Origin of the sequence: Serratia sp. CY33802, assembly GCF_052169095.1 — a bacterium.
Lineage (GTDB): Bacteria > Pseudomonadota > Gammaproteobacteria > Enterobacterales > Enterobacteriaceae > Serratia > Serratia bockelmannii.
Window position 1 is genome coordinate 365901 of sequence record NZ_JBJNLL010000002.1, and the last position, 14396, is coordinate 380296.

At 57.5% G+C, this 14396-nt stretch carries 15 protein-coding genes; 5 read left to right on the forward strand and 10 right to left on the reverse strand.

Annotated elements, in window-relative coordinates; translation table 11 throughout:
• Positions 1-139: 139 nt before the first annotated feature.
• The 8 genes from fabF to yceD all read right to left on the reverse strand — a co-directional run bounded on the left by fabF (position 140) and on the right by yceD (position 6260).
• Positions 140-1381 carry a beta-ketoacyl-ACP synthase II gene (gene fabF, locus ACJ8HA_RS08300; protein WP_060432867.1) on the reverse strand — a complete coding sequence of 414 codons (1242 nt, stop codon included), beginning with the start codon at positions 1379-1381 and terminating at the stop codon, positions 140-142.
• Positions 1382-1463: 82 nt separating this feature from the next.
• A complete protein-coding gene (acpP, locus tag ACJ8HA_RS08305; protein ID WP_004719003.1) occupies positions 1464-1700 on the reverse strand; it encodes an acyl carrier protein in 237 nt (78 codons plus the stop codon).
• A 154-nt stretch (positions 1701-1854) separates the two neighbouring features.
• Positions 1855-2589, reverse strand: a complete 735-nt coding sequence (fabG, locus tag ACJ8HA_RS08310) for a 3-oxoacyl-ACP reductase FabG (RefSeq protein ID WP_016928193.1) — start codon at positions 2587-2589, stop codon at positions 1855-1857.
• 11 nt (positions 2590-2600) lie between these two features.
• Positions 2601-3530 (reverse strand): ACP S-malonyltransferase, encoded by a 930-nt coding sequence (gene fabD / locus ACJ8HA_RS08315; protein ID WP_049208450.1) that lies wholly within the window; start codon positions 3528-3530, stop codon positions 2601-2603.
• 18 nt (positions 3531-3548) lie between these two features.
• Positions 3549-4502, reverse strand: coding sequence for a beta-ketoacyl-ACP synthase III (locus tag ACJ8HA_RS08320; protein ID WP_442515293.1), 954 nt, complete (start codon positions 4500-4502; stop codon positions 3549-3551).
• Positions 4503-4508: 6 nt separating this feature from the next.
• Positions 4509-5543 (reverse strand): phosphate acyltransferase PlsX, encoded by a 1035-nt coding sequence (gene plsX, locus ACJ8HA_RS08325; protein ID WP_025302410.1) that lies wholly within the window; start codon positions 5541-5543, stop codon positions 4509-4511.
• Positions 5544-5554: 11 nt separating this feature from the next.
• Positions 5555-5722 carry a 50S ribosomal protein L32 gene (rpmF, locus tag ACJ8HA_RS08330; protein WP_004927778.1) on the reverse strand — a complete coding sequence of 56 codons (168 nt, stop codon included), beginning with the start codon at positions 5720-5722 and terminating at the stop codon, positions 5555-5557.
• A 16-nt stretch (positions 5723-5738) separates the two neighbouring features.
• Positions 5739-6260: a 23S rRNA accumulation protein YceD gene (gene yceD, locus ACJ8HA_RS08335; protein WP_004927780.1), complete on the reverse strand. Its 522-nt coding sequence runs from the start codon at positions 6258-6260 to the stop codon at positions 5739-5741.
• A gap of 141 nt (positions 6261-6401) precedes the next feature.
• Between yceD and ACJ8HA_RS08340 the strand changes: the two genes are divergently transcribed.
• On the forward strand, positions 6402-6983 hold the full coding sequence (locus ACJ8HA_RS08340; RefSeq protein WP_442515294.1) for a Maf family protein: 582 nt from the start codon (positions 6402-6404) through the stop codon (positions 6981-6983).
• Positions 6984-6989: 6 nt separating this feature from the next.
• Here the strand turns inward: ACJ8HA_RS08340 and rluC are convergent, their stop codons facing one another.
• On the reverse strand, positions 6990-7949 hold the full coding sequence (gene rluC / locus ACJ8HA_RS08345; RefSeq protein WP_043141713.1) for a 23S rRNA pseudouridine(955/2504/2580) synthase RluC: 960 nt from the start codon (positions 7947-7949) through the stop codon (positions 6990-6992).
• Between the two features lie 552 nt (positions 7950-8501).
• Here rluC and rne point away from each other — a divergent pair.
• Positions 8502-11882, forward strand: a complete 3381-nt coding sequence (gene rne, locus ACJ8HA_RS08350) for a ribonuclease E (RefSeq protein ID WP_442515295.1) — start codon at positions 8502-8504, stop codon at positions 11880-11882.
• Positions 11883-11942: 60 nt separating this feature from the next.
• Here the strand turns inward: rne and ACJ8HA_RS08355 are convergent, their stop codons facing one another.
• Positions 11943-12230: a putative quinol monooxygenase gene (locus ACJ8HA_RS08355; RefSeq protein WP_025302406.1), complete on the reverse strand. Its 288-nt coding sequence runs from the start codon at positions 12228-12230 to the stop codon at positions 11943-11945.
• A 213-nt stretch (positions 12231-12443) separates the two neighbouring features.
• On the opposite strand from ACJ8HA_RS08355, the gene pyrC reads away from it, so the two are divergent.
• The 3 genes from pyrC to ACJ8HA_RS08370 all read left to right on the forward strand — a co-directional run bounded on the left by pyrC (position 12444) and on the right by ACJ8HA_RS08370 (position 14214).
• Positions 12444-13490, forward strand: a complete 1047-nt coding sequence (gene pyrC, locus ACJ8HA_RS08360; RefSeq protein ID WP_442515296.1) for a dihydroorotase — start codon at positions 12444-12446, stop codon at positions 13488-13490.
• Between the two features lie 75 nt (positions 13491-13565).
• Positions 13566-13805 (forward strand): DNA damage-inducible protein I, encoded by a 240-nt coding sequence (gene dinI, locus ACJ8HA_RS08365; RefSeq protein ID WP_025302404.1) that lies wholly within the window; start codon positions 13566-13568, stop codon positions 13803-13805.
• 130 nt (positions 13806-13935) lie between these two features.
• Positions 13936-14214, forward strand: a complete 279-nt coding sequence (locus tag ACJ8HA_RS08370; RefSeq protein WP_004927809.1) for a hypothetical protein — start codon at positions 13936-13938, stop codon at positions 14212-14214.
• The last annotated feature ends 182 nt before the right edge of the window (positions 14215-14396 follow it).

Genomic DNA, 14396 nt, shown 5'->3' on the forward strand with positions numbered 1-14396 from the left:
TCCTGTTGCCGGGTGATTTCATTACGCTCGCAGAATAGCAGGCGACGAGGCAATACGCAGCCCTGCTGACGGCCGGACGCCAGGCGTAAAAAAGCCCGGTTTAAAAACCGGGCTTTTCATCAGCGAACAACCGCGCGAGTTACACTCGGCGGAAGATCAGCGAGCCATTGGTGCCGCCGAAGCCGAAGGAGTTGCACAGGGTGAACTCCATATTGCTGACCTGGCGCGCTTCGTGAGGCACGAAGTCCAGATCGCAACCTTCATCCGGGTTATCCAGGTTGATGGTTGGCGGTACCGCCTGATCGCGCAGCGCCAGCACGGTAAAGATGGACTCGATCGCGCCCGCCGCACCCAACAGGTGGCCGGTCATCGATTTGGTCGAGCTCACCAGCACGCGCTGGGCATCAGCGCCGAAGACGGATTTCACCGCCTGCGCTTCCGCCTGGTCGCCCGCCGGCGTAGAGGTGCCGTGCGCGTTGATGTAACCGATTTGTGACGGGGTCACACCGGCGTCAAGCAGGGCATTTTCCATCGCCAGCGCAGCGCCTGCGCCGTTTTCCGGTGGTGACGTCATGTGATAAGCATCGCTGCTCATCCCAAAGCCAACCACTTCGGCATAGATTTTCGCGCCGCGTTTTTTCGCGTGTTCGTACTCTTCCAGCACCATCATGCCGGCGCCGTCGCCCAGCACGAAGCCGTCGCGGTCTTTATCCCACGGACGGCTCGCCGCCTGCGGGTTGTCATTACGGGTGGACAGGGCGCGCGCTGCGCCAAAGCCGCCGACGCCCAATGGGGTGCTGGCTTTCTCTGCCCCACCGGCCAGCATCACGTCAGCATCATTGTAAGCAATGATACGCGCTGCATGGCCGATGTTGTGCACACCTGAAGTACAGGCGGTGGCGATGGAAATGCTTGGGCCACGCATGCCGTACATGATTGTCAGGTGGCCTGCAATCATATTCACGATGGTGGAGGGCACGAAGAACGGACTGATTTTCCGTGGGCCACCGTTAACCAGTGAACTGTGGTTTTCTTCGATCAAACCCAGGCCGCCGATGCCGGAACCGATCGCGGCTCCAATACGGCTGGCGTTAGCCTCGGTGATGTCCAGACCTGCATCCTGCATGGCTTGCATGCCGGCAGCGATACCGTACTGGATAAAGGCATCCATCTTGCGCGCATCTTTGCGGGAGATGAAATCCTCAGAATTAAAATTCTTTACCAGGCCAGCAAACTTGGTCGCATAGGCAGTGGTATCGAAATGGTCGATCAGGCTGATGCCACTCTGACCGGCAAGAAGAGCGTTCCACGTGGACTCTACCGTATTGCCGACAGGAGACAACATGCCCAGTCCGGTCACAACTACTCGACGCTTAGACACGTTTGTCCTCCAGGGAGGGAAAAATATGACACTAGGGATAGAAAAAACTTAGGCGGTCGAACGACCGCCTAGATATGTTCTCTTACTGCTGGCTGGCGTTGATGAAATCAATAGCTGCCTGAACAGTAGTGATCTTCTCAGCTTCTTCGTCTGGAATCTCGGTGTCGAATTCTTCTTCCAGTGCCATTACCAGCTCAACGGTGTCAAGAGAATCAGCGCCCAGATCTTCAACGAAAGAAGCGTTGTTCAAAACTTCTTCCTGTTTAACACCCAGTTGCTCAACAATGATTTTCTTAACGCGTTCTTCGATAGTGCTCATACTCTTAAATTTCCTATCAAAACTCGCTTTCGCGATGGTTTTCGTAGTGTATAAAATGCTGAAAAAGATGCAACTAAATCCCGGCTGGTCAAACCACGATTTTACGCTATTTTGCGGTTTTTGCCTCAAATAACGCAAATGGTTTTCACATTTTTTAAATCATGTACATGCCGCCATTGACATGTAACGTTTCACCGGTGATGTAGCCGGCCTCATCAGAGGCCAAAAATGCAACAGCGCTGGCGATTTCTTTAGCATCGCCCAGCCGGTTGGCTGGAACTGATGACAAAATGCCTGCGCGTTGATCATCTGTCAACGCCCGTGTCATGTCCGTCTCAATAAAGCCAGGTGCCACGACGTTGACCGTAATGCCACGTGAAGCAACTTCACGTGCCAAAGATTTGCTAAAACCAATCAGGCCGGCTTTAGCCGCCGCGTAGTTCGCCTGCCCTGCGTTCCCCATGGTGCCGACGACGGAACCGATGGTGATGATACGGCCAAACCGCTTTTTCATCATAGCGCGCATTACCGCTTTTGACAGGCGGAATACGGAAGTCAGGTTGGTGTCGAGGATATCCTCCCACTCGTCATCCTTCATACGCATCAGCAGGTTATCACGCGTAATGCCGGCATTATTCACTAAAATGTCGATTTCGCCAAATTCGGCGCGAATCGATGCCAGCACGCTGTCGATAGATTGCGCATCAACAACGTTCAACATAAACCCTTTGCCGTTTGCGCCCAGGTAGCTGCTGATCGCTTCAGCGCCGCTCTCGCTGGTCGCGGTACCGATCACTTTGGCGCCGCGTGCCACAAACGTTTCTGCAATAGCTCGGCCAATACCGCGGCTTGCGCCGGTGACCAGAACGATTTTACCTTCGAAGCTCATCATTTTCCTCTTTATTGTTCAAGCGCCGCCGACAGGCTGGCGGTGTCGTTCACCGCCGCAGCCGTCAGGGTGTCAACAATACGTTTAGTCAGACCGGTCAGCACTTTGCCCGGCCCCACTTCCAGCAGCGACGTCACTCCCTGTGCTGCGATAAACTCTACGCTTTCGGTCCAACGCACCGGGCTGTACAGCTGACGCACCAGCGCGCTGCGGATCGCTTCCGGATCGTTTTCGGTGCGCACGTCGACGTTGTTCACCACCGGCACCTGCGGCGCGTTGAAGGTGATGTCCTGCAGCGCCACGGCCAGCTTGTCGGCGGCCGGCTTCATCAGCGCACAGTGCGAAGGCACGCTCACCGGCAGCGGCAGCGCACGTTTGGCGCCGGCAGCTTTACAGGCGGCGCCTGCGCGTTCAACCGCTTCTTTGTTGCCGGCGATGACCACCTGGCCCGGCGAGTTGAAGTTGACCGGAGAAACCACCTGCCCCTGCGCAGACTCTTCGCACGCCTTGGCGATCGCGTCGTTGTCCAGACCGATGATGGCGTACATCGCGCCGGTACCTTCCGGCACTGCTTCCTGCATCAGCTTGCCGCGCAGCTCGACCAGACGGATCGCCGCCTTGAAGTCCAGCACGCCGGCGCAGACCAGCGCCGAGTATTCGCCCAGGCTGTGACCCGCCATCAGCGCAGGCGCTTTACCGCCCTGCTGCTGCCAAACGCGGAAAATCGCCACCGAGGCAGCCAGCAGAGCCGGTTGGGTCTGCCAGGTTTTGTTCAGTTCTTCCACCGGGCCTTGCTGCACCAGCTGCCACAGGTCGTAACCCAGGGCGGAAGAAGCCTCGCCAAAGGTTTCTTCGACGATCGGGAACTGTGCGGCCAACTCGGCCAGCATGCCAACGGTCTGCGACCCCTGGCCCGGGAAAACAAAAGCAAATTGCGTCATTTTTTCTTCCTGTCCAAATCAGAAACGAACCAGCGCCGAGCCCCAGGTAAAGCCGCCGCCAAAGGCTTCCAGCAGCACCAGTTGGCCACGCTGAATTCGCCCGTCACGCACCGCTTCGTCCAGTGCGGAAGGCACCGAGGCGGCAGACGTGTTGCCGTGACGATCGAGCGTCACCACCACTTTGTCCATCCCCATGCCCAGCTTTTTCGCCGTTGCGCTGATGATGCGCAGGTTGGCCTGGTGCGGCACCAGCCAATCCAGCTCGCTGCGGTCCATGTTGTTGGCCTGCAGCGTCTCGTCGACGATGCGCGCCAGTTCGGTAACCGCAACCTTGAAGACTTCGTTGCCCGCCATGGTGACATAGGCCGGCTTGTCCTGATTCTGACGATCCTTGTACGGCAGCGTCAGCAGGTTGCCGTAGCTGCCGTCGGCATGCAGATGGGTAGACAGAATGCCCGGCGCTTCAGACGCCCCCAGCACCACCGCACCCGCACCATCGCCAAACAGAATGATGGTGCCGCGATCTTCAGGATCCAGCGTGCGCGACAAGACGTCCGCGCCGATAACCAGCGCATGTTTGACCGCGCCGTTTTTCACGTACTGATCGGCCACGCTGAGCGCATAAGTAAAGCCGGCGCAGGCCGCAGCCAGATCGAACGCCGCGCAGTCTTTGATGCCCAGCATTTGCTGCACCAGGCACGCCGCGCTCGGGAATGCGTGAGTCGTGGTGGTGGTCGCCACGACGATAAGCCCAATGTCTTCTTTAGTCACACCTGCCATTTCCAGCGCTTTCTCAGCGGCCTGGAAGCTCATCGTCGCGACGGTTTCATCCGCAGCGGCGATGCGACGTTCGCGGATACCGGTACGCGTGACGATCCATTCGTCAGAGGTATCCACCATTTTTTCCAAATCAGCATTGGTGCGCACTTGTACGGGCAAATAACTCCCCGTACCGAGAATCTTTGTATACATGTACGATCAGTCACTCTTAGGTAATACAGCCTCAAGGCGCGCAGCAATCCTTTCCGGGACTTGCCGCTGCACCGCCTGCACAGCCTGTTCGATTGCGACTGCAAACGCGTGAGGGTTCGCAGCGCCGTGGCTCTTGACTACGGTGCTGCGCAATCCTAACAGACATGCGCCATTATACTGGTCGGGGTTCAGGTGGCCGAACCGCTTAACCACCCGTTTTTGCAACCAACGGCCCAACAATTTCAGCCACCACGCTTGCTTGTTTCCGTCGCCGGACGATTTCAGCAGCGATAAGAATACCCTAACCACCCCTTCCATGGTTTTCAGGGTGACGTTGCCCACGAAGCCATCGCAGACCAACACGTCGGTCTTGCCGGTGAGCAGTTCGTTTCCTTCCAGGTAACCAATATAGTTGATTGCCGGAGTATTTTTTAGCACAGCGGCCGCTTCGCGGATATTATCCAGGCCTTTGGTCTCTTCTTCGCCAATATTCAGCAGCGCCACCCGCGGTTGCGCAATGCCGATCACCTCTTCCGCCATCACCGCGCCCATCACGGCAAACTGCACCAGCATGGTACTGTCGCACTCGACGTTGGCGCCCAGATCCAGCACCACGGTTTTACTGCGTTGCTGATTCGGGATCGCCGTCATCAGCGCCGGGCGCTCGATGCCGTCCAGCGGCTTGACCAACAGCTTCGCCAATCCCATCAGCGCACCGGTATTGCCGGCGCTGACGCAGCCCTGCGCATTGCCGCTGCTGAGCTGTTCGAGCGCAATGCGCATCGACGTGCCGCGGCTGGCGCGTATCGCTTGTGAAGGTTTGGCGTCGCCGGCGATCACAGACTCGGCGGGCACGACTTGCAGACGCTCCAGAAGAACCGGATCGGCATGGGCAAGCAAAGGGGAGATGACGTCGGGATTGCCGACCAGCAGGAGATGAAGTTGTAAATTAGAGGCCAGTGCCTGCAACGAAGCAGGCACTGTGACGCAGGGACCGAAGTCCCCGCCCATTGCATCTAACGCCAGGGTTAGACGAGTCAAGGTATCGCTACTTAGCCGATAACCTTGCGACCGCGGTAGAAACCGTCGGCAGTGATGTGGTGACGACGGTGAGTTTCACCGGATACTTTGTCTACAGACAGAGTAGTCGTGGTCAGAGCATCGTGCGAACGACGCATGCCACGCTTGGAACGGGTTGGTTTATTCTGTTGTACGGCCATGGACCTTACTCCTCAATTACTTACGCTTTAAACTGGCTAATACGGCAAACGGATTCGGTTTCTCCGCCTCGGGAGGCAGTTGGCCAAATACCATGTCCGCTTCGGACACTTCACAGTGTTCAGATTCATGTACCGGAACGACAGGCAGTGAAAGAATAATTTCGTCTTCAATCATTGCCAACAGATCGACTTCGCCAAACTCGTCAACTTCGATCGGTTCGTACGCTTCCGGTAATGCCTCAGCCTGCTCATCATTGACGACCGGGCTAAAACAATATGTTGTGTGAACCTGATGTTCAAACGGGACTCCACAGCGTTGGCACATCAACGTTACCGTGACGTCCGCATGCCCTGTTATCACCGCGAGGCGTTGATTGTCGATATTAAACGACAACGACACCTCGACATCACTGTCCACACTGACCACGGAGTCAGCAACACGAGTAACCTGCTCAGGCGCATAGACACCAGCATAGTCCAGGCGTTTCTGAGCGGTACGTACCGCATCAATGGTCAAGGGTAATTTTACCTTTTGCATAGGGCGCGCATATTAACTTTGTAACGACATAGAGTCAAAGAAAAAGGCCGTAAAACGGCTCCTTTCACCAATATTCGCTTCCACAGCGGCCGACAGTTTAAAATGCCGTACCTATTTACGCTACGGTTTGCGAAAAAAATTATGCAGAGATTGCTTTTAGCCTCCACCTCCCCCTATCGAAAAATGCTGCTGGAGAAGCTGCAGCTGCCGTTCGACTGCGCCGCGCCGCAGGTGGATGAAACCCCATTGCCGGGCGAAAGCGCCGAAGCGCTGGTGCTGCGCCTGGCGGCAGCGAAGGCTCAGGCGCTGGCCCTCGCCTACCCCGAGCATCTGATCATCGGTTCCGATCAGGTCTGCGTGATCGATGGCAACATCACCGGCAAGCCCCATACCGAGGTGAACGCCCGGGCGCAGCTGCGCCAGGCCAGCGGCCAGGCCGTGACCTTCTATACCGGCCTGGCGCTGTACAACAGCCGCAGCAAGAAGCTGCAGGCCCTGTGCGAGTCGTTCCACGTGCATTTTCGCGCGCTGAGCGAAGCGGAGATCGCCGCCTATGTGCGTCTGGAGCAACCGCTGAACTGCGCGGGCAGTTTCAAGAGCGAGGGATTGGGGATCGCGCTGTTCGACAGGCTGGAAGGCCGGGACCCGAACACCCTGATCGGCCTGCCGTTGATCGCGCTGTTGGAGATGTTGCGGGCTGAAGGCATCAACCCGCTGGTCTGACACGGATTATTTGGTCGCCTGCTGGCGCAGCACCTGCAGGCAGTGACGCAGTTCTTCATCCATCGGCGCTTCGATGCGCATCGTTTCGCCGGTGGACGGATGCTCGAAGCGCAGCGCCGCGGCGTGCAGGAACAGTCGCTTCAGGCCGGTACCCGCCAGTTGGCGATCGAACTCGCGGTCGCCATAGCGATCGTCAAAGGCGATCGGGTGCCCGGCATGCAGCGTGTGCACGCGGATCTGGTGAGTTCGCCCGGTGATCGGGCTGGCCTTCACCAAGGTGGCAAATTCGTAACGCTCTTCCACCTTGAAGCGGGTTTCCGAGGGTTTGCCTTCGCTGTTGACACGCACGATACGTTCGCCGCTTTGCAGAATATTTTTCAACAGCGGCGCCTGTACGGCCTTGCAGTGGGATTGCCATTGGCCGCGCACCAGCGCCAGATAATCTTTCTGCATGCCTTTCAGGCGCAGTTGCTCATGCAGCGAACGCAGCGCGGAACGTTTTTTGGCGACCAACAACACGCCGGAGGTGTCGCGATCCAGACGATGCACCAGCTCCAGGAAGCGGGCTTCCGGGCGCAGCGCGCGCAGCCCTTCAATCACGCCGAAGCTCAGGCCGCTGCCGCCGTGCACCGCGGTGCCGGAAGGTTTGTTAAGGATCAACAGATGATCGTCTTCATACAGGATGCAGTCTGCCAATGCGGCCACTTTATCCAGCTTCGCCGACACCGGCGCCTCTTCGCGCTCGGCTACGCGCACCGGTGGTACGCGCACCACGTCGCCGGCCGCCAATTTGTATTCGACCTTGATGCGCCCTTTATTAACCCGCACCTCGCCTTTACGCACGATGCGATAAATCATGCTCTTCGGCACGCCTTTCAGGCGAGCGAGCAGAAAGTTGTCGATTCTCTGACCGGCTTCGTCGTCGGAAATCGTGATGAATTGTACTGCTGGATTGTTCGTTTTCATGGTGCGGGATTCTAAATAGAGCGCGTGAATAGCGCCACATCTTTTTCTGTGCTTAACTGTCTCTCTGACGGCGGGCGAAACCCCAGCGGACAATAAGGCAGCAAGCCGATTTGAACGTTTGCGATTTCTTCCGCAGTTAAGGAAAAGTCACCTTGCTATAACGGCATCAGCAGTGGAATAATGCAGTCACTTTCCGCGTTGATTCTCGTTAAACAGGGAAAACGGTGGAATTATAAAATTTGTCTGATTGCGCAAAAACGCAGCAATGGCGTAAGACGTAATGCGAAATCAAACAATTAGCGGGCTGCGGGTTGCAGCTTGGCCGGCAAATGGAATCAGATCTGTCGACGTAAATCAGAGGCTATTCCCCTAGTAAAAGTGCTGTCTTTCACAAAGAAAAGCAGGCTTACCGAGATAATGCGCCCCTATGCAGGCGACAACCGTGAGGTTGACGGCTTTGCGAGAAGACACGGGGCTTTCGGTTTAACTCCGGCCATGAGGTTATTTTGCCCGCAGCTTTGTCGATAATGTAAAAATAACGAGTAAGTTAAGATGAAAAGAATGTTGATTAACGCAACTCAGCAGGAAGAGTTGCGTGTTGCCCTCGTAGATGGACAGCGGCTGTATGATTTGGATATCGAAAGTCCGGGTCATGAGCAGAAAAAAGCGAATATTTACAAAGGCAAAATCACCCGCATTGAACCAAGTCTTGAAGCAGCGTTCGTGGACTACGGCGCAGAACGACATGGTTTCCTCCCTCTTAAAGAAATCGCCCGCGAATACTTCCCTAGCAATTACTCTTCCCATGGCCGCCCGAACATCAAAGATGTGCTGCGCGAAGGCCAGGAAGTCATCGTTCAGGTAGACAAAGAAGAACGTGGCAACAAAGGCGCCGCCTTGACCACCTTCATCAGCCTGGCGGGCAGCTATCTGGTGCTGATGCCGAACAACCCGCGCGCCGGCGGTATTTCTCGCCGCATCGAGGGTGACGATCGTACCGAGCTGAAAGAAGCACTCTCTTCGCTGCAACTGCCAGACGGCATGGGCCTGATCGTTCGCACCGCGGGCGTAGGCAAATCCGCCGACGCGCTGCAGTGGGATCTCTCCTTCCGTCTGAAGCACTGGGAAGCGATTAAAAAAGCCGCCGAAGGCCGCCCTGCACCGTTCCTGATCCACCAGGAAAGCAACGTTATCGTGCGTGCCTTCCGCGATTATCTGCGCCCGGACATCGGCGAAATCCTGATCGACAACCCGAAAATTCTCGATCTGGCCAAAGAGCACATCGCTGCGCTGGGCCGCCCGGATTTCAGCAGCAAAATCAAACTGTACAGCGGTGAAATTCCTCTGTTCAGCCACTATCAGATCGAATCGCAGATCGAATCCGCCTTCCAGCGCGAAGTGCGCCTGCCGTCCGGCGGCTCGATCGTCATCGACAGCACCGAAGCGCTGACCGCCATCGACATCAACTCCGCACGCGCAACCCGCGGCGGCGACATCGAAGAGACGGCGTTCAACACCAACCTGGAAGCGGCGGACGAGATCGCTCGCCAGCTGCGCCTGCGCGACCTCGGCGGCCTGATCGTCATCGACTTCATCGACATGACGCCGGTACGCCACCAGCGCGAAGTGGAAAACCGCTTGCGCGACGCCGTGCGTCAAGACCGCGCGCGCATCCAAATCGGCCGCATCTCCCGCTTCGGCCTGCTGGAAATGTCACGCCAGCGCCTCAGCCCGTCGCTGGGTGAGTCCAGCCACCACGTGTGCCCACGCTGTAACGGCACCGGTACCATCCGAGACAACGAATCGCTGGCGCTGTCCATCCTGCGCCTGATCGAAGAAGAAGCGCTGAAGGAAAACACCAAAGAAGTTCACGCTATCGTGCCGGTTCAGGTCGCTTCGTACCTGCTGAACGAAAAGCGCGAATCCGTCAGCGCGATCGAAAAACGTCAGGGTGGCGTGAAAGCCGTCATCGTGCCGAACGATGAAATGCAAACCCCGCACTACTCGGTGCTGCGCGTGCGCAAGGGCGAGGAAACCTCTACCCTCAGCTACCTGCTGCCGAAACTGCACGAAGAAGACATGGAGCGTCCGCTGGAAGATGCGCCGATGGAACGCAAGCGTCCGGAGCAACCGGCCCTGGCTTCCTTCTCCCTGTCCGCCGATGTGCCGCCGCCGGCTGAAGAACCCGTCGCCGTTGCCAAACCTGTCGCTGCAGCCGCCAAGACTAAAGCCGCAGCGCCGGCCGCCGCTAAACCGGGCTTCCTGGGCCGCCTGTTCGGTGGTCTGAAGAACTTGTTCGCCGGTGAAGAACAACCTGCCGTCGAAGAAGCCAAACCGGCCGAAACGCCGAAGGCGGAAGGCAACGGTGAGAACCGTCGTCAGGATCGTCGCGGTCAGCGCCGTCAAGGCACCGGCCGTAAAGAGCGCGGTGAGCGTAGCGACCGTGGCGATCGCCCGGAACGCGGCGAGCGTAAAGAGCGCGGTGAAGGCCGTGACAATCGCGAGCGCGATAACCGTGAACCGCGTGAGAACCGTGAAGGCCGTGAATCGCGTGAATCCCGCGATGAACAGCGCCGTAACCGCCGCAACCAGCAGCAGAACACGCCGGTAGCGGAGGAAACCGCTTCGGAAGAAGGTGCTAAAGCGCCGCGCGAAGATCAGCAGCAACGCCGTGAGCAGCGTGCTGAACGCCAGCGTCGTCGTCAGGAAGAGAAACGTCAGGCTCAGCAGGAAGTGAAAGCGCTGGAAAGCGTTGACGCAGTCGAGAGTACCGACGAAGAGCAGGAAGAGCGCCAGCAGCAGAACATGCAGCGCCGTCAGCGCCGCCCTCTGTCGCAGAAAGTGCGTATCCTGTCTGCGGAAGAAGAGCTGCAGCGTGCAGCGGAAGAGCTGTTGGCGCCGAAAGCGCCGGTAGCGAAAGCCGAAGACGCGCAGCCGACCGCCGACGATAGCGTCAAGCTGTTGCCGGAAACCGTTGCCGCACAGCCGGAAGACGATGCCCAGGGCGAAAGCCGCGGCAACGGCGAAGGCATGCCGCGTCGTTCCCGTCGTTCACCGCGTCACCTGCGCGTCAGCGGCCAGCGTCGCCGTCGTTACCGCGATGAGCGTTACCCGCTGCAATCCCCAATGCCGTTGGCGGGCGCGTTCGCTTCGCCGGAAATGGCATCAGGCAAAGTATGGGTAAGCTACCCGGTCGCTCAGGTTGAAGAAGCCGAAGTGCAAACCGAAGCCGTAGAGCAGGCGCCGGTTGTCGCCGCAGCGGTTGAACAGCACAGCGTTACCGTGGAAGACACTCAGACCGCGGCCAGCGTCAACGGACCGGCACCCGAAGCCGCCGTTGAAACTGCTAGCGTTACCGTAACGGAAGAAGCTGCAGTCGTAGCACCGGTTGTAGCCACTCCGGCCGAGGAAATCCCGGCGCCGGTGGAAACCGCCCCGGCAACTGTTGCAGTTGAACAGCCGAAAGTGGAAGAGACTGCCCCTGCAGTGGAAGCCGAGCCGGTAGCTGAAACCGTAGCTGTAGAGCCAGTGGTTGAACCTGCGCCAACGGAAGACGAGCCTGTGGTCGAAGTTGCACCGGTGGTAGAAGCCACGCCAGCGGAAGAAACGCCAGTGGTAGAAGCCGCACCTGCGGCAACCTCCGTGGAAGTTGCTCCGGTCGAAAAAGCCCCAGCGCCAACCGCCGCAGAACCTGCACCTGCAGTTGCGCAGCAGCCGGCGCCGGTGAAAGCCGTGCAGGACGCGCTGTACAAACACATCGCCACTGCGCCGATGACTAAAGCGCCTGCGCCAGCCTACGTGCCGGAAGAACGCAAGCACAGCAACTGGCAGCGCCCTTCCTTCAACTTTGAAGGCAAAGGTTCAGCCGGTGGTCACTCGGCAGTGAGCCAGGCCACCGCGCCTGCCACAAAGCCGCAGCCGGTTAACGAATAAGTTAATCTGCAACCCTAAAAAAACCCGCCATCGGCGGGTTTTTTCTTGCCTGTAAAAAGCTCAGGCGATCTTTTTCAGTTTCTTGATGTCCAGAACATCCAACTTGCCGTCAAGTCGACTGACGAACTGCTGAAAATGTGCCGTCTCATTATGCTTATCCAGCGCTTCGCTGCTGGCCCAACGCTCAAAGAACACGAAGGTGCCCGGCTTTTCCAGATCGCGATGCAAATCATATTGCAGGTTGCCCAGCTCCTGGCGGCTCGGCTCGAGAATGTCGTGCACCGCTTCACTGACTGCGGCCTCAAATCCCGCTTTCGCTTGCAGGGTGGCGATAACGCGTACTTCCATTGTTTTCTCCCTTTCCACTTGATGAAAGTCGACGGTATTGGCGTCGGCATCGTTGAAATCCTTGTCACTATGCGCCTGCTGCGCCGTTGATTTCAACTTGTCGCCAACAAACAGATGCATCTGCGGCACTTTCCGCTTATCCTTACACCCCGGCGTGAATAAACCCATTATTCGCTTTTCATTAGACGTATTTGACCGCCGGAGCCTAGCTAGATGACCGCACAACCTCAAGTTCTGAAAATCCGCCGCCCAGACGACTGGCATATCCACCTGCGTGACGATGAGATGCTGAAAACGGTGGTGCCCTATACCAGCCAGGTATTTAGCCGGGCGATCGTGATGCCGAACCTGGTTCCGCCCGTGACGACCGTGGCCGCCGCACGCGCCTACCGCGATCGGATTCTGGCGGCGGTGCCGCAGGGTCACAACTTCACTCCGCTGATGACCTGTTACCTGACCAACTCTCTGGCGGCCAGTGAACTGGTCAGCGGTTTCGAGCAAGGGGTGTTTACCGCCGCCAAGCTGTATCCGGCCAACGCCACCACCAACTCCAGCCACGGCGTCAGCGACGTGACCGGCATTTACCCACTGTTCGAGCAAATGCAAAAAATCGGCATGCCTTTGCTTATCCACGGCGAAGTGACCGATCCTGCCGTGGATATTTTCGACCGCGAGGCGCGCTTTATCGAACAGGTGATGGAGCCTATCCGCCGTCACTTCCCGGAACTGAAAATCGTCTTCGAGCACATCACCACCAAAGAAGCGGCACAGTACGTGCAGGCAGGCAACCGTTTCCTCGGCGCCACCATCACGCCGCAACACCTGATGTTCAACCGCAACCACATGCTGGTCGGCGGCATTCGCCCACACCTGTTCTGCCTACCGATCCTCAAGCGCAACGTCCATCAGGAAGCGCTGCGTCAGGCGGTTGCCAGCGGCTCGGACCGTTTCTTCCTCGGCACCGACTCCGCGCCGCACCTCAAGCATCGCAAAGAGTCCAGCTGCGGCTGTGCCGGCTGCTTCAATGCGCCGAATGCCATCCCGGCTTACGCAGCGGTCTTCGAACAGCTCGGCGCACTGGAGCACTTCGAGGCTTTCTGCTCGCTCAACGGCCCACGCTTCTATGGCCTGCCGCTCAACGAAGACTTCATCGAACTGCAGCGCGTGCCAACCACCCAACCGGAAGAGATTACCCTCGGCAATGAATCCGTAATCCCCTTCCTGGCGGGTGAAACCCTGAACTGGTCGCTGAAAGACTGATATTTTTGCATCGCCCTCTTGCCCTCGCACCCGGCTGACTGTATAAATACACAGTAAATCGCTTCGGGGGCAATTATGCGTGTTGAAGTCACTCTAGATAAAACCCGGCCGCTGCCGTCGGGCGCCATTGAGGCGCTGACCGGTGAACTGGGCAAACGGGTCAATCGCCAGTTTCCAGACGCCGTCGTTCACGTACGTTATGCCAGCGCCAACGGGCTCTCCGTGCTGGGGGGCGCCAAAACCGATCGGGATCTGATCGAGGAAATCCTTCAGGAAACCTGGGAAAGCGCGGACGAATGGTTTAGCGCAGAATAACACTGCAATGCTGTTTTTGCCGGGGGTCGCTCTCCGGCTTTTTTGTTTCTGGCGCCCTGCCCATTCATCGCTTACCCTTACTCTGAAACAAAATCTGCCTCAGCGCTGTATTTAACGCAAAGGAGTAAGCATGGCCCCGGACAAGGTGAAATCCGAAGACGCAATGACGTTTGGCGAACTGCTGGCGCTGATTGCCGATCAGAAAAGGCGCTTGAACGTACTGGAAGTAGCTTTCTCTTATCTGGCCTTCAGCCTGGATGACAAAGCCAACCAACGGCTGATCCACAGCCTGAAGCTGGAATCGCACAGCCAGAATCGTGATGCCGAAACGCAAAAGCATTTCGCACATTTGGCCGAAGAGCTGGAAAAATGTCTGCATGGTGCATCGCCACCTGCCGACGCGGAATAACGCGCTGCGCTTGACTCGTCCACTGCTGCACCTACAAATTTGTAGAATAATTGTTCAAATAAATATTTATTTTGCAAATTTCGGTGACAACCCCCTCCACCGATGAAAGCGGATGCGTATACTGTAATTGCTCTCATGATGATGAGCCGCATTGATCCTCGTTAGTCACTCACGGTAGTTAC

Coding starts and splice junctions, on each gene's coding strand:
- fabG (WP_016928193.1), bottom strand. CDS start 2,589: ATGAGCTTCGAAGGTAAAATCGTTCTGGTCACCGGCGCAAGCCGCGGT.
- dinI (WP_025302404.1), top strand. CDS start 13,566: ATGCGTGTTGAAGTCACTCTAGATAAAACCCGGCCGCTGCCGTCGGGC.
- ACJ8HA_RS08370 (WP_004927809.1), top strand. CDS start 13,936: ATGGCCCCGGACAAGGTGAAATCCGAAGACGCAATGACGTTTGGCGAA.
- rne (WP_442515295.1), top strand. CDS start 8,502: ATGAAAAGAATGTTGATTAACGCAACTCAGCAGGAAGAGTTGCGTGTT.
- yceD (WP_004927780.1), bottom strand. CDS start 6,260: ATGCAAAAGGTAAAATTACCCTTGACCATTGATGCGGTACGTACCGCT.
- ACJ8HA_RS08355 (WP_025302406.1), bottom strand. CDS start 12,230: ATGGAAGTACGCGTTATCGCCACCCTGCAAGCGAAAGCGGGATTTGAG.
- rluC (WP_043141713.1), bottom strand. CDS start 7,949: ATGAAAACGAACAATCCAGCAGTACAATTCATCACGATTTCCGACGAC.
- rpmF (WP_004927778.1), bottom strand. CDS start 5,722: ATGGCCGTACAACAGAATAAACCAACCCGTTCCAAGCGTGGCATGCGT.
- fabD (WP_049208450.1), bottom strand. CDS start 3,530: ATGACGCAATTTGCTTTTGTTTTCCCGGGCCAGGGGTCGCAGACCGTT.
- pyrC (WP_442515296.1), top strand. CDS start 12,444: ATGACCGCACAACCTCAAGTTCTGAAAATCCGCCGCCCAGACGACTGG.
- ACJ8HA_RS08320 (WP_442515293.1), bottom strand. CDS start 4,502: ATGTATACAAAGATTCTCGGTACGGGGAGTTATTTGCCCGTACAAGTG.
- acpP (WP_004719003.1), bottom strand. CDS start 1,700: ATGAGCACTATCGAAGAACGCGTTAAGAAAATCATTGTTGAGCAACTG.
- ACJ8HA_RS08340 (WP_442515294.1), top strand. CDS start 6,402: ATGCAGAGATTGCTTTTAGCCTCCACCTCCCCCTATCGAAAAATGCTG.